This window comes from Candidatus Phytoplasma zeae (genome assembly GCF_001712875.1).
In the GTDB taxonomy this organism is placed as follows: Bacteria; Bacillota_I; Bacilli_A; order Acholeplasmatales; family Acholeplasmataceae; genus Phytoplasma; species Phytoplasma asteris.
Genome location: NZ_CP015149.1, coordinates 330745 through 350890, shown reverse-complemented (window position 1 = coordinate 350890; position 20146 = coordinate 330745). Strand labels below are relative to the sequence as shown.

17 protein-coding genes, 1 tRNA gene and 1 other RNA gene are annotated in these 20146 nt (G+C 30.1%); 15 read left to right on the top strand and 4 right to left on the bottom strand.

Translation table 11 applies throughout. The annotated features are described in order from the left end of the window. Window positions 1-2 precede the first annotated feature (2 nt). The 5 genes from rpsL to MBSPM3_RS01685 all read left to right on the top strand — a co-directional run bounded on the left by rpsL (window position 3) and on the right by MBSPM3_RS01685 (window position 5553). Window positions 3-422, top strand: a complete 420-nt coding sequence (rpsL, locus tag MBSPM3_RS01710) for a 30S ribosomal protein S12 (protein WP_011160636.1) — start codon at window positions 3-5, stop codon at window positions 420-422. Between the two features lie 88 nt (window positions 423-510). Beyond that, window positions 511-981, top strand: a complete 471-nt coding sequence (rpsG, locus tag MBSPM3_RS01705) for a 30S ribosomal protein S7 (protein WP_069028250.1) — start codon at window positions 511-513, stop codon at window positions 979-981. 24 nt (window positions 982-1005) lie between these two features. After that, the gene (fusA, locus tag MBSPM3_RS01700) at window positions 1006-3072 is read left to right on the top strand and encodes an elongation factor G (RefSeq protein WP_069028249.1); all 2067 of its coding nucleotides are present in this window, start codon (window positions 1006-1008) and stop codon (window positions 3070-3072) included. Between the two features lie 130 nt (window positions 3073-3202). Continuing rightward, a complete protein-coding gene (gene tuf / locus MBSPM3_RS01695; protein WP_011160639.1) occupies window positions 3203-4387 on the top strand; it encodes an elongation factor Tu in 1185 nt (394 codons plus the stop codon). 377 nt (window positions 4388-4764) lie between these two features. After that, window positions 4765-5553 carry a Bax inhibitor-1/YccA family protein gene (locus MBSPM3_RS01685; RefSeq protein WP_069028247.1) on the top strand — a complete coding sequence of 263 codons (789 nt, stop codon included), beginning with the start codon at window positions 4765-4767 and terminating at the stop codon, window positions 5551-5553. A 47-nt stretch (window positions 5554-5600) separates the two neighbouring features. Here the strand turns inward: MBSPM3_RS01685 and rsmG are convergent, their stop codons facing one another. The 4 genes from rsmG to ffs form a co-directional block, all read right to left on the bottom strand. Further along, window positions 5601-6239 carry a 16S rRNA (guanine(527)-N(7))-methyltransferase RsmG gene (rsmG, locus tag MBSPM3_RS01680; protein WP_069028246.1) on the bottom strand — a complete coding sequence of 213 codons (639 nt, stop codon included), beginning with the start codon at window positions 6237-6239 and terminating at the stop codon, window positions 5601-5603. After that, the gene (gene mnmG, locus MBSPM3_RS01675; protein ID WP_069028245.1) at window positions 6226-8079 is read right to left on the bottom strand and encodes a tRNA uridine-5-carboxymethylaminomethyl(34) synthesis enzyme MnmG; all 1854 of its coding nucleotides are present in this window, start codon (window positions 8077-8079) and stop codon (window positions 6226-6228) included. The genes rsmG and mnmG overlap by 14 nt, the downstream gene beginning before the upstream one ends. A gap of 58 nt (window positions 8080-8137) precedes the next feature. Continuing rightward, on the bottom strand, window positions 8138-8833 hold the full coding sequence (locus MBSPM3_RS01670; protein ID WP_069028244.1) for a hypothetical protein: 696 nt from the start codon (window positions 8831-8833) through the stop codon (window positions 8138-8140). 168 nt (window positions 8834-9001) lie between these two features. Further along, window positions 9002-9093, bottom strand: an RNA gene (ffs, locus tag MBSPM3_RS01665) — signal recognition particle sRNA small type. 363 nt (window positions 9094-9456) lie between these two features. Between ffs and MBSPM3_RS01660 the strand changes: the two genes are divergently transcribed. The 10 genes from MBSPM3_RS01660 (at window position 9457) to topA (ending at window position 20091) form a co-directional block, all read left to right on the top strand. Beyond that, window positions 9457-9533 (top strand) — tRNA-Arg (locus tag MBSPM3_RS01660). A 298-nt stretch (window positions 9534-9831) separates the two neighbouring features. After that, entirely contained in the window at window positions 9832-10917 is a 1086-nt protein-coding gene (locus MBSPM3_RS01655) for a DNA recombination protein RmuC (RefSeq protein ID WP_069028243.1), read from the top strand. 318 nt (window positions 10918-11235) lie between these two features. Continuing rightward, on the top strand, window positions 11236-11547 hold the full coding sequence (locus tag MBSPM3_RS01650; protein ID WP_069028242.1) for a hypothetical protein: 312 nt from the start codon (window positions 11236-11238) through the stop codon (window positions 11545-11547). Window positions 11548-12043: 496 nt separating this feature from the next. After that, window positions 12044-13630, top strand: a complete 1587-nt coding sequence (rny, locus tag MBSPM3_RS01645; RefSeq protein ID WP_083985317.1) for a ribonuclease Y — start codon at window positions 12044-12046, stop codon at window positions 13628-13630. A gap of 24 nt (window positions 13631-13654) precedes the next feature. Beyond that, on the top strand, window positions 13655-14416 hold the full coding sequence (locus MBSPM3_RS01640; RefSeq protein WP_069028240.1) for a TIGR00282 family metallophosphoesterase: 762 nt from the start codon (window positions 13655-13657) through the stop codon (window positions 14414-14416). Between the two features lie 238 nt (window positions 14417-14654). After that, window positions 14655-15530 carry a tRNA (adenosine(37)-N6)-dimethylallyltransferase MiaA gene (gene miaA, locus MBSPM3_RS01635; protein ID WP_069028239.1) on the top strand — a complete coding sequence of 292 codons (876 nt, stop codon included), beginning with the start codon at window positions 14655-14657 and terminating at the stop codon, window positions 15528-15530. Between the two features lie 59 nt (window positions 15531-15589). Next, the gene (efp, locus tag MBSPM3_RS01630; RefSeq protein ID WP_069028238.1) at window positions 15590-16159 is read left to right on the top strand and encodes an elongation factor P; all 570 of its coding nucleotides are present in this window, start codon (window positions 15590-15592) and stop codon (window positions 16157-16159) included. A gap of 216 nt (window positions 16160-16375) precedes the next feature. Beyond that, entirely contained in the window at window positions 16376-17140 is a 765-nt protein-coding gene (locus MBSPM3_RS01625; protein ID WP_069028237.1) for a hypothetical protein, read from the top strand. A gap of 29 nt (window positions 17141-17169) precedes the next feature. After that, window positions 17170-18057, top strand: a complete 888-nt coding sequence (gene ylqF, locus MBSPM3_RS01620) for a ribosome biogenesis GTPase YlqF (RefSeq protein WP_069028441.1) — start codon at window positions 17170-17172, stop codon at window positions 18055-18057. Between the two features lie 90 nt (window positions 18058-18147). Continuing rightward, window positions 18148-20091, top strand: a complete 1944-nt coding sequence (gene topA, locus MBSPM3_RS01615) for a type I DNA topoisomerase (RefSeq protein ID WP_069028236.1) — start codon at window positions 18148-18150, stop codon at window positions 20089-20091. Window positions 20092-20146: the final 55 nt, after the last annotated feature.

Genomic DNA, 20146 nt, shown 5'->3' with positions numbered 1-20146 from the left:
AAATGTCTACTGTTTCTCAATTAATCAAAAAACGTCGTAGCAGTAAAACTTCCAAAACTAAAGCACCTGCTCTAAGTTACGGTTTTAATGTTTTGCAAAAAAAAGCTAAACATTACAGTTCTCCTCAAAAAATGGGTGTTTGTCTGCGTGTAACTACCATGACTCCAAAAAAACCAAACTCAGCTTTACGTAAATTTGCAAGAGTGCGCCTAAGTAATGGTTCTGAAGTAACTGCCTACATTCCAGGCGTGGGACACTCCTTACAAGAACATAGCTCTGTTTTAGTTCGTGGCGGACGCGTAAAAGACCTTCCTGGTGTGCGTTATCATATCGTTCGTGGTGCTCTAGATGCTACTGGTGTTGCTAACCGCAAACAAGGGCGTTCTAAGTACGGCTCTAAATTACCTAAAGAAAAAAAATAATTATAATTACAAAGAATAAAAAATAAATAATAAAAAAATCACAAATCCCTAAAAAAATAAATAAAATAAAGAAAGTAGGTGAATTTTTGTGTCCCGTAAAGGTCATATTAAAAAAAGAGATGTACAGCCAGATCCTATTTACAATTCTAAATTAGTTACTAAAATCATTAACACCATTATGGAAGACGGCAAAAAAGGCAAAGCTCAAACTATTTTTTATCAAGCTTTAAAACAAGTAAAAACTATCACTAACCGCGAGCCTATTGAAGTTTTTCATGAAGCCCTAAACAATATTATGCCTGTATTAGAAGTACGCACGCGTCGTGTGGGTGGTCAAAATTACCAAGTGCCTTCCGAAGTTCGTCCCGAAAGACGCCAGTCTTTAGGATTAAGATGGCTTGTTAAATACACTAAAGAAAGCAATGAAAAAACAATGGGAGAAAGACTCGCCCAAGAAATAGTAGATGCTTCTTTAGGTAACGGAGCATTAGTTAAAAAAAGAGAAGAAACGCATCGCACTGCAGAAGCTAATAAAGCCTTTGCTCATTATCGTTGGTGATTGTAACTTATAGGAGAATAAAAGATGGCACGTCAGTTTTCATTAGAAAAAACTCGTAATATTGGCATTATTGCTCATATTGATGCAGGAAAAACCACCACTACAGAAAGAATTTTGTTCCACACCGGAAAAATTCATAAAATCGGAGAAACCCATGATGGCGCTTCTCAGATGGATTGGATGGAACAAGAACAAGAAAGAGGAATCACTATTACCTCTGCTGCTACTACTGCTTTTTGGAAAAACCACCGTATCAATATTATTGACACTCCCGGACACGTTGATTTTACGGTGGAAGTTTCGCGCTCTCTTAGAGTTTTGGATGGAGCAGTAACAGTTATTGATGCTCAGGCAGGAGTAGAACCACAAACTGAAACTGTTTGGCGCCAAGCTAGTGAATATAAAGTCCCAAGAGTTATTTTTGTTAACAAAATGGATAAAGTAGGCGCTGATTTTGCTTATGCAATTGAAACCCTTAAACAACGCTTAGGAGTTCATGCAAGCGCTATTCAATGGCCAATTGGCTCAGAAAATGACTTTAATGGTATCATTGATTTAGTAGAAATGAATGCTTTTGAATATGATAACACTTCCCAAGAAACAGGAAAAGTAGTTCCTATTCCTAGCGTTTTAGAATCAATTACCCAAACTAAAAGAAACGAATTAATAGAAACTTTATCTACCCTAGACGAAGAATTAATGATTTATTATTTAGAAGAAAAACCAATCTCTTCTGAAATGTTGAAAAATTCCATTAGAAAAGCAACCTTACAAGCTTCCTTTTTCCCAGTTCTTTGCGGTTCTTCTTTCAAAAATAAGGGTGTTGTTAAAATGTTAGACGCTATTGTTGACTACCTTCCTGCTCCTTGTGATGTTGCAGCTATTGTTGGTTTTGATTCTGACAACCAAGAAATTGTGCGCACCGGATTAGATGAAGAACCCTTCACAGCTCTAGCTTTCAAAGTGATGACCGATCCTTATGTAGGAAAATTAACCTTTTTCCGTATCTATTCAGGTTCAGTTAAAGCTGGTTCTTACGTAACTAACACTACTAAAGGAACCAAAGAACGTTTTGGACGATTATTACAAATGCATGCTAATTCTCGTGAAGAAGTAAAAGAAGCCTACACAGGCGATATTTTAGCAGTTGTAGGATTAAAAGCAACTACTACAGGAGACACTTTAGCATCAGAAGGACAAACCATCGTCTTAGAATCAATTAATTTCCCAGAACCAGTAATTGAAATTGCAGTAGAACCAAAAACTAAAGCTGACCAAGATAAAATGGGGATTGCCCTTTCAAAATTAGCTGAAGAAGACCCTACATTTAAGGTTTTTTCCAATCATGAAACCGGGCAAACTATTATTGCTGGAATGGGTGAACTTCATTTAGATATCATTATTGAACGTCTTAAAAGAGAATTCAAAGTACAAGCAAATGTTACAGAACCTCAAGTATCATACCGCGAAACAATCACCCAAGAAACTGAGACAGAAGGAAAATTCATTCGTCAATCAGGTGGTCGTGGACAATACGGACATGTTTGGATGCGTTTTGAACCAAATCCTGGAAAAGGTTTTGAATTCGTTAATAAAATTGTAGGTGGTGTAGTTCCTCGTGAATACGTTCCTGCAGTTCAAAAAGGAATTCAAGAAGCTCTTGCTGTTGGTATTTTAGCTGGATATCAAATTATTGATGTTAAAGCAACTTTATTTGATGGCTCTTACCATGATGTCGATTCTTCCGAAATGGCTTTTAAAATTGCTGCTTCCATGGCATTAAAAGAAACCAAAAACAAAGGAAACCCAGTCATTTTAGAACCTATTATGGACGTTGAAGTATTTACTCCCAACGATTATGTAGGAAATGTTATTGGTGATCTAACTTCTAGAAGAGGTAGATTAGAAAACCAAGAATCACGCGCCAACGCTGTTGCTATTAGAGCGTTTGTTCCCCTTTCTGAAATGTTTGGATATGCTACTGTTTTGCGTTCCAATACTCAAGGAAGAGCTACTTTTATTATGCAATTTGCTAAATATGAAAAAGCTCCTAAAAGCATCACTGAAGAAATTATTAAAAAACGAGCTTAGACAACCTTACACTAAAAAACATTTTTATTAACAAAATAGTTGTGAAAAGCCAAAAATAAGTTAAAATTTAAATGGTAAATATATTTATTAAAACAAACCTTAAAACATAATAAAAGGAGGCCTTTGAAAAATGGCTAATGAAAAATTTATACGAAATAAACCGCATTTAAATGTAGGTACTATTGGACACGTAGACCACGGTAAAACTACTCTTACAGCAGCTATTACCCAAGTTTTGTCTACCCGTGGCTTGGCTAAAAGTAGAGCTTATGATCAAATTGATAATGCTCCTGAAGAAAGAGAACGTGGAATCACTATTAAAACTTCACACGTAGAATATGAAACAGAAAAACGTCACTATGCTCACGTTGACTGTCCTGGACACGCCGATTATGTTAAAAACATGATTACTGGTGCTGCTCAAATGGACGCTGCTATTTTAGTTGTTTCTGGTGCAGATAGTGTTATGCCTCAAACTAGAGAACACATTTTATTAGCGCGCCAAGTTGGTGTTCCAAAAATTGTTGTTTTCTTAAATAAATGTGATCTTTCCCCAGACGAACAAATTTTAGAATTAGTAGAAATGGAAGTTCGTGAATTATTATCTCAATACGATTTCCCAGGAGACGACATTCCTGTTATTAGAGGATCTGCATTAAAAGCTTTAGAAGGTGACGCTCATTACGTTGCTCAAGTAAACGAATTAATCGAAACTCTAGACACCTACATTGAAGACCCGGTGCGCGAAGTTGACAAACCTTTCTTAATGCCTGTAGAAGATGTTTTCACTATTACTGGTAGAGGAACTGTTGTTACTGGTAGAGTAGAAAGAGGTCAAGTAAAAGCTGGTGATGAAGTAGAAATCGTAGGACTTAAAGAAACTAGAAAAACTATTGTAACTGCAGTAGAAATGTTTAAAAAAGACCTAGATTTTGCTCAAGCAGGAGACAACGTTGGAGCTTTATTACGTGGAATTAACCGTGAAGATGTACAACGTGGACAAGTTTTAGCTAAACCAGGTTCTGTTAAGCCTCATTCTAAATTTGTTGCTCAAGTTTATGTTTTAACTAAAGAAGAAGGAGGACGTCACACTGCCTTTTTCTCTCAATACCGTCCTCAATTCTATTTCCGTACTACAGATATTACAGGAGTAGTTGAATTACAAGGTGATGTTAAAATGGTAATGCCAGGTGACAACGCTGAATTAGTAGTTACCCTTAACAACCCAATTGCTATCGAAGAAGGAACTAAATTTTCTATTCGTGAAGGTGGAAAAACAGTTGGTGCAGGATCAGTTTCCAAACTTCTTAACTAAAAATTCATTATACCCAACCTTATTAATAAATAAAACCCACATAATGTGGGTTTTTATCTTTTTTAATTATTTTTTATTTTGTATTTTGCCCCTTTTTGCCCCTTTTTTGCCCTTTTGCCTTTTTATCGCTTTTTAAAACTCCACAAATCTAACCCAACTCAAATAAAAGATGCAAATTTTGCAATAAAACACCACTTTTTGTTATTTTTTGCAATAAAAAAGCAAAATATCTTCCAATTAATTTTAAAAAAAGGTAAAATATATATGTGCTTGTTCATTAAGCAAGTTAAAAAAAGATGTAAATATTTTTTTAAACAATAAGAATAATAAAATAAATTTAATTTTAATAATAAATAAAATTTAAAAAGGTGGTTTAAATGGAATCCAATAAAGTAAATAATTCGTTCACCCAAATTAAAAATAACTTTCTTTCTTTATTTGAAACAACTACTTATAATAATATTGCTACTCGTAAAGGAATTGCTTTAAAAACAATTTTGCTTTTATGTGTTACAGCAATCACTTCAATGTTTTTTTACCCAATTCTAAAACCCGCGATATTAAAAAATCTAAATATTCATGCAATTTATTTTTCCATGATTGCGTTAGGTTTTTTAAATTATGGCATTTATTCTGCAGGATTAAAACAAGTTGAAATTTCTAAAGCTTGTGGATTAATTTATTCTTTTATAGAAGGAATAATTTTATCAATTATTTTTGTTGTTCTAAATTTAGTTTATGCCAATTTAGTTGAAATTGCCTTTATGGCTATTTTTGCAACCTTTATCGTCTTTGTTGCAATGTCTCATGCTTATTATAAAGGTTTTATAAAAGTAACAAATAGATTTAGACAAATTATGCTATATTGTTCTTTTGCTTTGGTGGTTTCTTATATAGTTCGTTTAGTGTTGTCTTTATGCGGCATTTGGACAATTGAAAATATTATTTACAATAGCTTTTTAACTCTTCCTATTAGTTTAATTATGTTAGGATTTGTATCTATGTTTTTAGCACTTCATTTTGATTACACCGAACAAATGATTAAACAAGGAATGCCTAAAAAATATGAATGGCAAGTTTCTTTGGCTTTTGCAACAACTTTAATTGAAATTTTTTTAAGAATAATGTTAATTTTGCTAAGGTTATTTGGTCAAGAAAGAAAATAAAAAAGATCGCGAATATTCGTGATCTTTTTTTTATTATATTACCTTTTTTATTCGGTTTGGAATAATAAATTAGTTCTTGTTCCTAATTCCATTGGTAATTCCAATGTTTTTGCACTAACTAATTTAACTCTTATTTGCTTAATTATCTTTTTGCTAGCTTCTAATTCTTGTTGAAAGTTTTTACCTTTCATAGCAATAAAATAACCCTTTTTTTTAACTAAATGAACACACCATTTTAAGATAAGTTCCAATCTAGCCAAAGCGCGAGCAACAACACAATCATAACTGCCATTTTTGGCTATGTCATATTGTTCTACTCTTTGGTGAAAAAAACATATATTATCTAATTCCAAATGGCTTGCTAATTGTTTTAAGAAATTGATTTTTTTTAAAGATGATTCAATGATTACAATTTTTAAATGAGGAAAAAGAATTTTTAAAGGAAAGCTAGGAAAGCCAGCACCCGAGCCAACATCACAAAGATTAGTTACAGTATTAAAGTTAAATATTTCTTTTAAAATTAAAGAATCATAAAAATGTTTATAGCAAACATCAGATAAAGATATTAGAGAAGTAAGGTTCATTTTTTGGTTTTCTTGTTTTAAAAATTCATAGTAAAAAACAAACTTGTTTAATTGCTTTTCGTTGAGTGCAAATTTGTCTTTTAATGATTCAAAGTAAAGCATGATGTTTTTCCAAATAAACTAATAAAATCGAAATATCAACTTGATTGACTCCTAATATTCTTGTTGCTTGTCCTAAAGTTTGGGGTTTGATTAAATCAAGTTTTTCTTGAGCTTCTTTTGATAAATTTTTAATATCTGCGTAATTGATTTTGCTAGGAATTTTTTTTTGTTCTAACCTTGCTAATTTTTGAGCTTCTTTTTGGGCTTTAGCAATATAACCTTCGTATTTGATTTGTATTTCTACTTGTTCATAAATGGTTTTATCTGCTTTTTCCTGTAAAAAATGTTGTAAAGTGCAAAAATTTAATTCTGGTCTTTTTAGCAGTTGTGCTAATGTGGTTTTTTCTCCAAGACTAGCTGAGTTTTGTTGTTTTAAATAAGATAGATTATCTGAATTAACTAAAATTTCATAATTTTTGCTTTTTTCTAATAAAAGGTTGATTTTAGCTTTTTTGTTTTGAAAATTGTTATAATCTTTTTCATCAATCAAACCTAGTTGATATCCGTAATCTTTGAGGCGCAAATCGGCATTGTCGTGTCTTAATAATAAACGAAATTCCGCGCGTGATGTCAAAAGACGGTACGGTTCTTTGGCGCCCTTAGTGATTAAATCATCGATCAAAACACCAATATAGGCTTCATTTCTTTTTAACACAAAAGGAGGTTTATTTTGGAGTTTTAAAGAAGCATTAATTCCTGCCATAAGCCCTTGACAAGCAGCTTCTTCATAACCGCTGGTGCCGTTCATTTGTCCTGCTAAAAAGAGATTTTGGATTTTTTTAGTCTCTAAACTGTGTTTGAGTTGGTTGGGATTAAAAGCATCGTATTCGATAGCATAAGCATATTTAGTGATTTGGGCGTTTTGTAATCCTGGAATAGTTTTAAGGATTTCGTGTTGAACGTGTTGAGGCATGCTGGTAGAAAGTCCTTGTAGATACATTTCATCCAAAGATAGGCTTTCTGGTTCAATAAAAATTTGATGACTGTTTTTATCACAAAATCTTACTACTTTATCTTCGATAGAAGGGCAATAACGAGGGCCTGTTCCTTCAACATAACCTCCATACATAGCTGATTGGTTTAAATGTTTTTGGATAACTTGGTGGGTGGTTTGGTTGGTGTGAGTTAAAAAACATGGTTCTTGGGGTCTTTGATTTGTTTGGGGAACAAAACTAAATATTTGTTCTAAATTATCTCCCATTTGTATTTTGGTTTGGCTATAATCAATGCTGTTTTTTTTAACTCTTGGTGGTGTGCCTGTTTTTAAACGAATAACTTCAAAACCTAATTCTTTTAATTGAGTGCTGATACCGTAAGTTGTAGGAACGCCATTAGGTCCCGAGGATTTTTTGGTATCTCCAATTAAAATTTGGCTTGATAAATAAGTTCCTGTAGTGATAATGACAGTTTTGGCATTAATTTTTGTTCCATCAATAAGACAGACTCCTTGAACTTGGTTGTTTTGGATGACTAGATTGTTTACGAGCCCTTCCAATAGAGTTAAATTGAGCTTTTTTTGTAATATTTCTAAAATAATTTGAGGATATTCTAATTTATCAATTTGAGCTCTTAAAGCTCTTACTGCAGGACCTTTGGAAGAGTTAAGCATTTTGATCTGAATTTGTGCAAGATCTGCAGCTTTTGCCATAACACCACCTAAAGCATCTATTTCACGTACTACAACACCTTTGGCAGGACCTCCGATAGAAGGATTGCAAGGTAAGGAAGCAACTTGTTTTAAGGATCCTGTAATGAGTAAAGTATTATGTTTTTTTGCCAATATTAAAGCAGCTTCAACACCTGCATGTCCTGCTCCAATAACAATGCTATCGTAGATCATTTGAGTACCTTTCTTGATTGTTTTTTTTGGGTTTTATAATCATTTATTTATCATTTGTTTAATTTAATTCGTTTATTTCGTCTATTGTGTTGTCTTTGTTTTTGGGGTTGTCTTCATTGGTATTTTGGTCGGATTTGGGTTCAACAAAGGTTGGATTGAATTGTTTTTGTTTTTCTTTTAATGATTCGTAAAGTTCTATTCCTAATGTTTCTTGGATTTTGTCCAATGTTTCTTGTAATTTTTTATCTCTAAATATGTGTAATTTTTTTTGTTGGTTTTTCATCCAATAATTCATAGAAAAACAAGAAGATATCAATACAACAAAAGCAGGAATTCTTAACCAAACAGAAATTTGTCCACTAAGCAAAAAAGCATTTAATAAAATAGGAACTAAAACTGCCACAAATAACAATTTTATTGTTTTGATTAAAGTAGCTTCTTTTTGGAAAATCTGCCATATAAAATCTAGCCACATATCGTTTATATCTTTTTGATAAAAAGCTCCAAATTCTTCGTAATATTTTTTTTCAACCAAAAGGCGGCACACTCCTTTATCAGCAGTCCAAACAGCAAATTGGCGTGATTGAAAAAGAGTACTATAATATTTGCTTTGATCCAAATAATAAAATTCTACTTTGGTTTCTTTTCCTTTTAATGTTGTTTCTTGGGTTAAAAATGGTTCTCCTTGTAAAGAGTTGTAAATATTAGTTAATAATTTAAATTCTTTTTCTTTTTGAAAAAATGAAAAATTCATATGATTGCTCCTTTTCCTTTATTTTTTAGTTGTGAAATTGTTATTTTTCGAAAGTTTTTTTGCCAAAATTCATTAATAAAAATTTATTTTTTTGTTTTTTTAATTTTATGCATTGAATTGTTGTTTTAAAAATTGTTTTTTGGGTCTTTTATATTAAAAATAACCTTTTCAAACCCTATCTTCCACACAATAAAAATAACTTATGGCTGCTTCAATTAAGACCTGACCAAATTCGTCTCTTATTGTTGAATGATAAGGTTTGAAAAGGCTACCTTAGTTTTGTTGGATAAAAATACTTGTCTTTTGTTAATGTTTTTTGTGATTTGTAAATTATTTTTTTCTTGAAAAAATTTTTAAAAAATTTTATATTTTTTATTTTAATTTAAAAATTATTTAAAAATTATTTAGAAATTATTTAGAAACTATTTAGAAATTAAAAATCAACATTATTATTATATACTTTTTTTATTTATTTGTGCAAACTTTTTTTATTTAATAGATATTTAATGACTTTTGGATCGTTTTTTCTTTGAGGATTTAAATAAAGAAACTATCTTCACTACTTTAATTGCTTTTTTTTGTCCAAAACAATGATTTTATAGTATAATATTTGTTGTATGTTTGTTTGAGTAGCTCAGCTGGATAGAGCAACGGCCTTCTAAGCCGTCGGTCGGGGGTTCGAATCCCTTCTCAAACGCCAGTTTATCTTTTATTTTTTGCACCTTTTCCATTAATTTAGTAATTTAGCACTTAGACATTTATATTTATTTTTAATATTTATTTTTTTTGTCCCAAACATTTTCACAAATTTTTATTTTATGTATGTTATTTGTTTTTCAAATAAGAAATAAATATTAAAAATATTTAAAGAACAAATCTCAATAATAACCCTTTTTTTTATTTTTGTTTTGTTTTTTATTTTTTGTATTTTTTTATATCAACTTTAATGCATCCCAAAGCTAAAAGACATTAAAAAAGAAAAAGGAATAATAAAATAAATGCCTCAAGATCAAATTGTTTTTTTATTAATCTTAACTTTATCCGTTATTTTGATTCTTATTTTGGGTGGTGTAACTTTCATTATTTATTTTTTTGTTGCCAAACCGAAAAAAACGCAAGTCAATATCGAAGATTTTGTGAAACAAGCTTTTTTAGAGTCAGAATCTAGGGTTATTTGTCGTTTGGATGATAAAATTAACAATTTAACTCATCAAAGTCAAGATAGTTTAACTAAAGAAATCAAAGATACTCGCCAACATTTAACAATTAATCTGGAAAATTCTTTAAAAGTTTTAAGAGAACAAAATGCAAGTGGTTTTCAAGAAGTGCAAAACATTCATAAATTATTGTGCCAAAACGATAAAACAGGACAAGCTGGAGAATTTTTGTTGGCACGCGTTTTGGAAAATGTTTCTCATTTTAAAGATAAATTAGTTTTTGAAAAACAATATTTAATGAAAAAAACAAACAATAACGGCAATCATCTTAAAGTTGATGTGATGTGTAAAGGTTATGGTAAATTTGTTCAAATTCCTATTGATTCGAAGTTTCCTACCACAGATTTTATAGCCTATATTAACGCCACTTCCAATCAAACAGAATTAAAGAGTCGCTTTTTATTTCACGTTAAAGAAAGAATTAAAGAAGTTCAAAAATACGTCAGCAAAGAAGACAACTGCCCTTATGCCATTATGTTTATTCCTTCTGAAAGTATTTTTGCCCAAATTAATTGCGATCCTGAAATAATATCATATGCTTTTAAACGCAATGTTATCATTACAAGTCCTTCGATTTTACTTGCTATTCTTAATTCAGTTGATTATTATTTTCAAATTTTCGAAAGTGTTCAAAACAACGAAGAAAAACTTGAATGTATTGAAAATGTGCTACAAGCGATGAAAAATTTTGATAAAGTCTTTATTTATGATTTGAAAGCGGCTTTGGAAAAAGTTCTCAAAGTGATTGAAGATATTCAAAAAAAAGAAAAAACCTTAGAGCAACGTTATCAAAAATTGTTAGAAGTTCGAAAAAAAGAAAATAACAATTCCAAAAACAACATCAAAAATGAAAAGATAGATTTTTAAATCATTATTTTAACTCCTTTTTGACATTATTTTAACATTATTTTGCAAATACTTTTTTGAGTTATTATATAATATTTATGGATACTATTTTTTTTATTTAGTATCTTATATATTTCATTAATTAAATTATTAAAATTATCTATATTTTTAAATCCAAATTAAAATTAAAAAATTATGCATTCAAATCCAATTTATATTATTTATTATTCTTTATTTTGATATTTTGAGTTTTGGCATTATTTTTATTCAACAACCAAAGGATATCATTTTATTTTTAAATTTACTTCCAAGCAAATCATTATTACTAGCGTTTTTATTGTGATATTACTTGCCATTCCTATTATTATATTTTTTTCTTTAGAAGAAGAATCTCCTCAAGGGTCATCTTCTGATGAAGTTATTGAACAAATGCAATTTTCTGATGAAACACAAAACCCAAACTCAGCCCCTTCGAGTTTAGAAAAAAAATCTTTGAGAGATGTATTTATTGAAAAATCAGGAGAATTTTTTGAAAGAGTTATAAAATCTCCGAAAGTATCTCAATCACTAAAAACTTTTTCTAATAAATTATCAAGCACCGTTAGCAAAAGCTTTTCGCAAAATAAAAACCAATCACCAAGAAAAGCTTGATTATTAATTATATTAATAAATTCAAATATTTTGCTAGCACATAATAATATATAATAATTAAATATTTTTCATTACAAAAGCTAATCTTTTTAAGGTTAGCTTTTCAGTTTTTTTATTTTTGCCACTATTCATCACAGAACCATTGTTTTTTGCATGGTTTTTTCTGATTTTTTTTCGCAAACCAAACTTTATTATTTTTTTTAACCCCCAATTTATACATTTTTATTTTTTCATTTCACGATGAAATTTTGTACTGAACAAATTAAAAAAAATAATAAAACTTCCAACCCGCCCCATTCAAAATTAATTATCAATATTTAAAAAAACAAACTTATTTATCGTTTTAATGACAAAATTGCATCAAAAAATCCAATCCCCCCTATTTTTTTATTTTTTGTTTTGCATTACAAATCATTAAACTAAATTCAAAAAGAAAAAGAGGTAAAACAATGATTTTACATTTGTTAACCCCCCCCAAAAGAAAGGTATCAAGGATATGAAAGGTGATTATTGGCGAACTCATTGTATAATGGGTTGTTCCCTTCTTGTCTTTGTTTTAATTTGTGGATCAATTATCGGCTATTTTTTGTATTCTTTTTTTAATCAAAAGAAATTAGAAGAAAAAAAACAAGCATTTGACAATAAACTAAAAGAAAAAGAAAAAGATTTGCAACAACGCGAACAAGAAATGATGCGTAATGCCAAAATAGAAATAACTTCTTTAAGACAAAAATTAGAACTGGATTTAGAACAAATAACCAACACAATTGTTGATTTAGAATCCAAAAATAATCGTCGTGAAGAATTGCTTAACAACAGAACTGAGAGCCTTAATAAAAGAGAAGAGCATTTAGATTCTGAACAACAAATAATTAGCCATACTAAAAAAAACCTAGAACAACAAATCAAAGAACAAGAAACAATTTTAAACACCCAAAAACAACAATTAGAAAAAATAGCTTCCTTAACGCAAGATCAAGCCAGACAAATCATAATGAAAGAAACAAGAGATCAAACCACTTATGAAATGATGTCATATATTAAACAAGAAGAAGAAAAAGCCAAAAGCGAAGCATCTAAAAAAGCCAAAAATCTTTTAGTTTTAGCCATGCAAAAATATGCTGGCGATATTACAGGAGAAAAAAATATTAGCGTTGTTAACATTCCTAACGAAGATATGAAAGGACGGATTATTGGGCGCCAAGGCAGAAATATTAAGTCTTTGGAAGTTTTAACCGGAGTAGACTTAATTATTGATGAGTCCCCTTGCACCATTATTTTAAGTAGTTTTGACCCGATTAGAAGAGAAATTGCCAAAAAAACTTTAGAATTTTTGGTCTCTGATGGGCGAATTCATCCTTCTCGCATCGAAAAAGCCTTAGAAACTTCAACCATAGAAGTAGACAATTTTATTAAAGAAATGGGCGAAGAAGCTGCTTTTATTACTAAAATCGGCGAAGTGCACCCCGACTTAATTAAAATTTTGGGAAAACTGCACTTCCGCATTAGTTACAGTCAAAATGTTTTGAAACATTCTTTGGAAGTAGCTTTTTTAGCTGGTAAACTTGCCTCTGAAATTGGCGAAAACGAAATTCTTGCAAGAAGAGCAGGACTTTTTCATGACATCGGTAAAGCTCTAGACCACGAAATGGAAGGAAGCCACGTAGAAATTGGCGTTTCTATTGCTTCCAAATACAAAGAAAAAAAAGAAGTTATCGACGCTATTGCCTCTCATCATGAAGACCAAGAACCCCAATCAATTATCGCTGTTTTAGTTGCAATAGCAGACACCTTGTCTTCCGCTAGACCAGGAGCCAGAAAAGAATCAGTAGAAAACTACATCCAAAGACTAACCAAATTAGAAACTATTGCTAATGCAACAGAAGGAGTTGCCAAATCTTATGCTATTCAAGCTGGGCGCGAAATTCGTGTTATCGTTGAACCAGACAAAATCGCAGACAATTTTATTTTCCAAACTGCCCGCACCATTAAAGAACAAATTGAAAAAGACATTAGTTACAATGGTGTTATCAAAGTTACTGTTATAAGAGAAACCAGAGCTGTGGAAATGGCTAAATTATAATCCATCAAAGGAGATAATTAATTCATGAAAATAATGTTTATCGGAGATATTTACGGAAACCCAGGAATTAGTTATTTTTCCGAAAAAGTGGGTTTTTTAAAAGAAACTTACAAACCTAACCTCATTATTGCCAATGCTGAAAACGCTGATAATGGCAAAGGTTTAAGTTTTAAAATTTATAAAAAATTACAAAAATTAGGTGTTGATTTGATGACTATGGGAAACCATGTTTGGAAAAATAAACAAATTAAAAATTTTATTGACAAATCAAATGTAATTCGTCCCATCAATGACACCCAACAATTAGGGCAAGGTTATAAAATTATTGATTGCGAAGATAAAAAAATTTTAGTTATGAATGCTTTAGGACGTGTTTTTATTAACTCCAAATTGCATTGCCCTTTCAAAACTATTGATAATGTTTTGGAACAAAATAAAGCTAAATATGATTTTTCTTTTTTGGATTTTCATGCCGAAGCCACTAGTGAAAAAATTGCTTTAACTCATTATTTTGATGGTAGAATTGATGCTATTGTAGGCACTCACACTCATGTCCAAACTAACGACGAACGCCTTTTTCCCCACAATACTCTTTATATTTCTGATGCAGGAATGACAGGAGCCAAGGACGGCGTCATTGGTAAAGAAAAAGAACCTATAATTCAATCTTTTTTAGGAAATCGTTTTGTTTCAATACCTAATGCCGAAGGAAAAAGACAATTAAACGGTTTACTTGTCACTCTTAAACCTAACAAAACTATTGAAAAGATTAATTTATCAGAATGAAATAAAATTTGTTTTATGAAAACTAAGCGAAAAAGAATCAAAATTATCTTCTGTATCACTTTAATTTTTTTTGTTTTTTTAACGCTTTGCATTTTTTTATTTTATTCTGGTTTTTTAATTATTTAAATTATTAAATTATTATACCAAACATAACTTTTCCATATAAATTTATAATGATTTTATATTTTGGAAAATATTTAATAACCCCAAAACACTTCTACCCTCATAAAGGAAAATTATGAAAAAAGTAATCGCTATTACAGGTCCTACCGCTTCAGGAAAAACTAGCCTTTCTATTAAAATAGCTAAAAAAATTAATTTAGAAATAATTAATTGCGATTCTCTTCAAATGTATCAAAAATACGATATTGGAACTGCTAAAATAACTCTCGAAGAAGCCCAAGGAATTAAACATCATCTTTTAGATTTTCTTGCTCCTGGAACAAATTACAGTATTTATCATTTTCAAAAAGATGCCCGCAAAAAAATCGAAGAAACGCCCCTTCCTTTATTTGTGGGTGGTAGCGGGCTTTATCTTAAATCAGCTCTTTTTGATTATGAATTAACTCCTAAATCTTTGTTTTTGCCACCTACTTCTTTACCTGCAATAGAAAATATGATTGATTTTATTAAACAAAAAGATCCTCAATTAATTGCGAACCTAGATTTAAAAAATCCTCGTCGCATCCTAAGCGCTTATCAAGATTTACTTGCAGGCACTTTAAGGTCACAAAAAAATAAAAAACACAATCCTCTATATTCTTCGCTAATTTTTTATCTCGATATTGATAGACAAATTTTGAAAAAAAGAGTTATTTTAAGATTGGAACAAATGTTAAAACAAGGTTTTATAGAAGAAGTTAACCAAATTCAAACTCATTTTCCAAACGCCAATTTTAATATTATTGGTTATCGTGAAATTAAAGCTTTGTTAGAAGGAAAAATAACTTTAGACCAAGCCAAAACCTTAATTATTCAAAAAACTATGCAATATGCCAAACGCCAAAAAACTTGGTTTAAAAATCAAATTAAGCCCATCATTCTAGATGCTTTATCCCCTGATTTAGAAAAAACCACTATTTGCCTTATTAACGATTTTTTAAAAACTGATTAAACATTAAACAATTAAACCAACGAAAACAATTCCAAAAAAATAAGAAAGTAATTAGAAATATGATTAATACAAACGATTTTAAAACTGGACAAACCATTAAATTCAACAACCAAATTTATCAAATCCTAGAATTTTTACATGTCAAACCTGGTAAAGGTGCTGCATTTGTAAGAACCAAATTAAGAAACCTAAGAACAGGTAGTGTCATTGACTACACTTTTAACGCTGGTATCAAAGTGCAGCCTGCCTTAATTACTAAAATTAAGATGCAATTTCTTTATGCTTTGGAAGATAATTATATTTTTATGAATACTCAAAATTACGAACAATTAGAAATTAACAAACATCAATTAAAAGATTTTCTTAAATATCTTTATGAAGGGCTTTTAGTAGATATTATTTTTTATGAAAATGATGAAATTGTAGGTATCAGTTTACCTGACAAAATCTCTATTAAAGTAGCTTACACCGAACCTGGAGCCAAAGGAGATACCAAAACTAATTCTTTAAAAGATGCCACTTTAGAAACAGGTTTAGTAATTAAAGTTCCTCTTTTTATCAATATTGGAGAAAAAATTATTATCAATACTGAAACAGGACTTTATTTATCAAGAGACAACAATAAATAAAACACCTTATTTTTACAGTTTTAAACTGCTTTTTTGTTTTATCCACCACATTTAAGCCCTTTTCTTATATATTTTTATAAATTGTGTTTGTTAATTTCTTTGTTTGTTATATAATTATAGGTAGTTCATGTCATCTACATTTTGCCTTTATATAGTGTTTTGCGATTTGAATCCGTTTATAAAAATTATAAAAAATAAAAAAAGGATGATGATATTGTGTCTTTTTGGGAAAATTTTTTCAACATAACAAAACAATTTGCTTTTTTTAATACTTTCTTTATGGGTATTCTTTCTGGTGTTATTTTAAGCTCTTTTATTTATTGTCTTCTTTCTTTGTGTAGTGTGAAAAAAACTTTAGCAGCTCATAGACTAGAAAAAACAGATGTTAGTCAACAAGAAATAATTAAATTAATTGAAGCTAAGAAAAAATATTTCAAAGAAAAAATGAAAAAAGATAAAGACAATTTTGGGCATTTTTTGATAACTTCTATCCAAGAATTAATTTTAGAAATCTCAAGCCAATTTTATCCCAGCTCCAAATATCCCTATCTGGAACTTACCATTGATGAAAGTCTTATTTTGATTTTTTACATAAATCAAAGAGTTGACAAAGTATTTCAAAACAAAATTTTGATAATGTTTCGCAAAATGACTTTAAAAAGAATCTTTGTAATTAGAGAAATGGTTGTTAAAAAAAACATGATTCAAAAGTATCAAAAAGTTGCCAAAGTAACTAATACTTTTAATAATATCAGAAATTTTTTCAATCCTTTTCATTGGTTTAAAAAAATAATTTTTGACAAACCCTTAGGACTTATTTATCATCAAATAGGAGTTTCTTTGATTGCAATTACAGGCGAAGAAGTTTATAAAATTTATAGTAAAAAGATTTTTGAAACTGAAGAAGACCTCGAAAAAGATCTACAAAAAGTTTTAGATACTATCTCTAAAGTAAGTGCAGATCAAAGCGAAAAAGAGTAATTTACTTAACAAAAGAAATGGGTTTAACAATGAAAACATTTAATTGGTTTCCTGGTCATATGAAAAAAACTTATGACCAAATTAAAAATAATTTATCTTTGGTTGATATTGTTTTAGTAATTTTGGATGCAAGAATTCCTCTTTCAAGCTTCAATTCTCAAATTTTTTCTTTAATTAACCAACGCCAAAAACCCCTCCTTATTTTGCTAAATAAATTTTCTTTAACCGATCCTTGTAAAATCAATAATTTTATCGCTAATTATCACAAAAAACAAATTCCTGTTTTAACAATTGATGCTATCAAATCCCCTAAACTTCAAGAAATATATCAAAAAGCTTTAACAACAATCAAAGCCAAAAATCCCCTTTTTAAATCTAGAAGAAAAACAACCCAAACTCCCAACATTAAAGCTATGATTGTAGGAACTCCCAATGTTGGCAAATCAACTTTAATTAACAGTTTTGCCCAAAAAAAAGTTTTAAAAACAGCTAATTTAGCAGGCACTACCAAACGCATTCAATGGATTGACATTGCTAAACCCAATATCCAGTTTTTGGATACTCCAGGAGTTTTGTGGCACAATTTTTCTGATCCTCGCATAAGTTTGGCATTAGCACTTGCAGGATGCTTTAAAGTTTCCATTTTACCTTTAGAAAAATTAGGCATTCACGCACTTTGCTATCTTATAAAACATTATGGTACCAATTTGCAAAAACGCTTCAATTTAGACCAAAATGATTTATCTAACCCTAATTTAGTTGATATTATCGGACAAAAAAGAAATATTTATACTAAAAATCAAAAAGTTGATCAATCTAGAGTTTATCAAATGTTATTGCAAGAAATAAGGCAAGGTAACTTAGGGAAATTAAATTTTGACTTAGATGTTTTATCTCTCTTTGAAAAACTTTTCTAAAACCCAACCAACCACCAAACCAAAAAATAGAAACGCAAAACAATTAATTACCCAAATTAACCATATCTTTTAATTGAGGGAGCCCAAAAAATGAAATCAAAAGTTATTATAGTAGAATCTCCTGCTAAAACCAAAACTTTAAACCGTTTTTTAAATGACGAATTTTTAATTTTATCTTCCAAAGGTCATATTAGAGATTTGTCGCTAAAAGGCAAAGACAGAATGGGAATTGACATCGAAAAAGGATTTATTCCTAAATACAGCATTATCAAAGAAAAAGACAATATCGTAGAAACTCTTATCCAAAAAACTAAAGGTAAAGAAGTGCTATTAGCAACCGATCCTGATCGCGAAGGAGAAGCAATTGCTTGGCATTTATCACAAATTCTTAATTTAGACCCCCAAAAAACTAATAGAATTGTTTTTCGAGAAATTACCAAAGAAGCAGTCTTAAAAGCTTTGCAACAACCTCGCAAAATCGATGAACTATTAGTGTTTTCACAAGAAACTCGCAGAATGCTAGATCGTATTATTGGGTTTAAACTGTCGCGTTTGGTAAGGAGACTCAAATCACAATCAGCAGGAAGAGTGCAATCAGTTGCCCTTAAATTAATTGTTGATTTAGAAGAAAAAATAAAAGCTTTTGTCGCTGAAGAATACTATATTATTATTGCTTTTTTTAAAGATTTTCAAGCAGAATACCAAAATCCTTACAAAGGCAAAACAAAAGCCAAAGAAGCTTTTAAAATTGTCCAACAAATCACAGATAAACCCTTTTTAGTTAAAGAATTAAAACAAAAAAAAGCCAAACAATCACCCAAACCACCCTTTATTACATCTACCCTGCAACAAGAAGCCATCAACAGCCTAAATATGACTTCTAATCAAGTTATGAGAATTGCTCAAAAACTTTATGAAGGAGTTGATATTTTAGGTGAATCTATAGGGTTAATTACTTATATGAGAACAGATTCGCAAAGACTTGCAGACAGCTTTGTTAAAGATGCTCAAAAATTAATTAAAACACAATATGGCAAAGAATATTTAGGTACTTACAAAACCAATAAAAAAGCTCAGTCGCAAGACGCTCACGAAGCTATAAGACCCACTGATTTATCCAAAACCCCCGAAAGCCTAGCCCCTCATCTTGATAAATACGAAAATAAACTCTATAAACTTATTTATCAAAGAACTTTGGCTTCTTTAATGACACCTGCCATATTTCAAAAAACCCAAGTTTTTTTTGAAGTTGCAAACCATCTTTTTTTAACTGAAGGTTTGATAAAAATTTTCGATGGCTATCAAAAAATTTTGCAAGATGGCACCAAAGACAAAATTATTCCTTCCTTTAAATTAAATGAAACTTATTTACCTCAAGAAATCCAAAATTTACAAAAATTTACTAATCCTCCAGCACGCTTTTCTGAATCCACTTTGATTAAAACTTTAGAAAAACTAAATATTGGAAGGCCTTCTACTTACTCTCAAATCATTTTTACCCTCAAAAAAAGAATTTATGTTGATTTAGTAGAAAAACGTTTTGTTCCTACCGAACAAGGAATTTTGACTTCTAAAAACTTAGAATTGTTTTTCAAACAAATTATTGATGTTAAATATACTGCCAAAATGGAAGAAAATTTAGATAAAATCTCTTCAGGATTAGTTAATAATAAAGAATTATTGCAAGAATTTTATGATGCTTTCAAACAACTTTATCAAATAGCCGATCAAAAATTAGAAAAACCAAAAGATATCGAAACCGATCAAAAATGTAATTTATGCAATGCCCCTTTACTTATCAAAAAAGGACGCTATGGTAATTTTTTAGGTTGCAGTCGCTTTCCTGAATGTAAAAATATTGTTTCTTTAAAAGAAAAATCAAGTTCTGTAGAAACAAATCCTTCTATGCAAACCGATCAAAAATGTAATTTATGCAACGCTCCTTTACTCATCAAAAAAGGACGCTATGGTAATTTTTTAGGTTGCAGTCGCTTTCCTGAATGTAAAAATATTGTTAAAATTAAAAAAACTTAAGTTTTTTCGATGAAAAACATAAAAAATTTATTTCATATTTACAATATTTTCAAGT

What these genes read in the sequence shown, in the direction of transcription:
- rpsL (WP_011160636.1), top strand. Translation starts at nt 3, where the DNA reads ATGTCTACTGTTTCTCAATTAATCAAAAAACGTCGTAGCAGTAAAACT.
- fusA (WP_069028249.1), top strand. Translation starts at nt 1,006, where the DNA reads ATGGCACGTCAGTTTTCATTAGAAAAAACTCGTAATATTGGCATTATT.
- tuf (WP_011160639.1), top strand. Translation starts at nt 3,203, where the DNA reads ATGGCTAATGAAAAATTTATACGAAATAAACCGCATTTAAATGTAGGT.
- MBSPM3_RS01685 (WP_069028247.1), top strand. Translation starts at nt 4,765, where the DNA reads ATGGAATCCAATAAAGTAAATAATTCGTTCACCCAAATTAAAAATAAC.
- rsmG (WP_069028246.1), bottom strand. Translation starts at nt 6,239, where the DNA reads ATGCTTTACTTTGAATCATTAAAAGACAAATTTGCACTCAACGAAAAG.
- mnmG (WP_069028245.1), bottom strand. Translation starts at nt 8,079, where the DNA reads ATGATCTACGATAGCATTGTTATTGGAGCAGGACATGCAGGTGTTGAA.
- MBSPM3_RS01670 (WP_069028244.1), bottom strand. Translation starts at nt 8,833, where the DNA reads ATGAATTTTTCATTTTTTCAAAAAGAAAAAGAATTTAAATTATTAACT.
- MBSPM3_RS01655 (WP_069028243.1), top strand. Translation starts at nt 9,832, where the DNA reads ATGCCTCAAGATCAAATTGTTTTTTTATTAATCTTAACTTTATCCGTT.
- rny (WP_083985317.1), top strand. Translation starts at nt 12,044, where the DNA reads ATGAAAGGTGATTATTGGCGAACTCATTGTATAATGGGTTGTTCCCTT.
- MBSPM3_RS01640 (WP_069028240.1), top strand. Translation starts at nt 13,655, where the DNA reads ATGAAAATAATGTTTATCGGAGATATTTACGGAAACCCAGGAATTAGT.
- miaA (WP_069028239.1), top strand. Translation starts at nt 14,655, where the DNA reads ATGAAAAAAGTAATCGCTATTACAGGTCCTACCGCTTCAGGAAAAACT.
- efp (WP_069028238.1), top strand. Translation starts at nt 15,590, where the DNA reads ATGATTAATACAAACGATTTTAAAACTGGACAAACCATTAAATTCAAC.
- ylqF (WP_069028441.1), top strand. Translation starts at nt 17,170, where the DNA reads ATGAAAACATTTAATTGGTTTCCTGGTCATATGAAAAAAACTTATGAC.
- topA (WP_069028236.1), top strand. Translation starts at nt 18,148, where the DNA reads ATGAAATCAAAAGTTATTATAGTAGAATCTCCTGCTAAAACCAAAACT.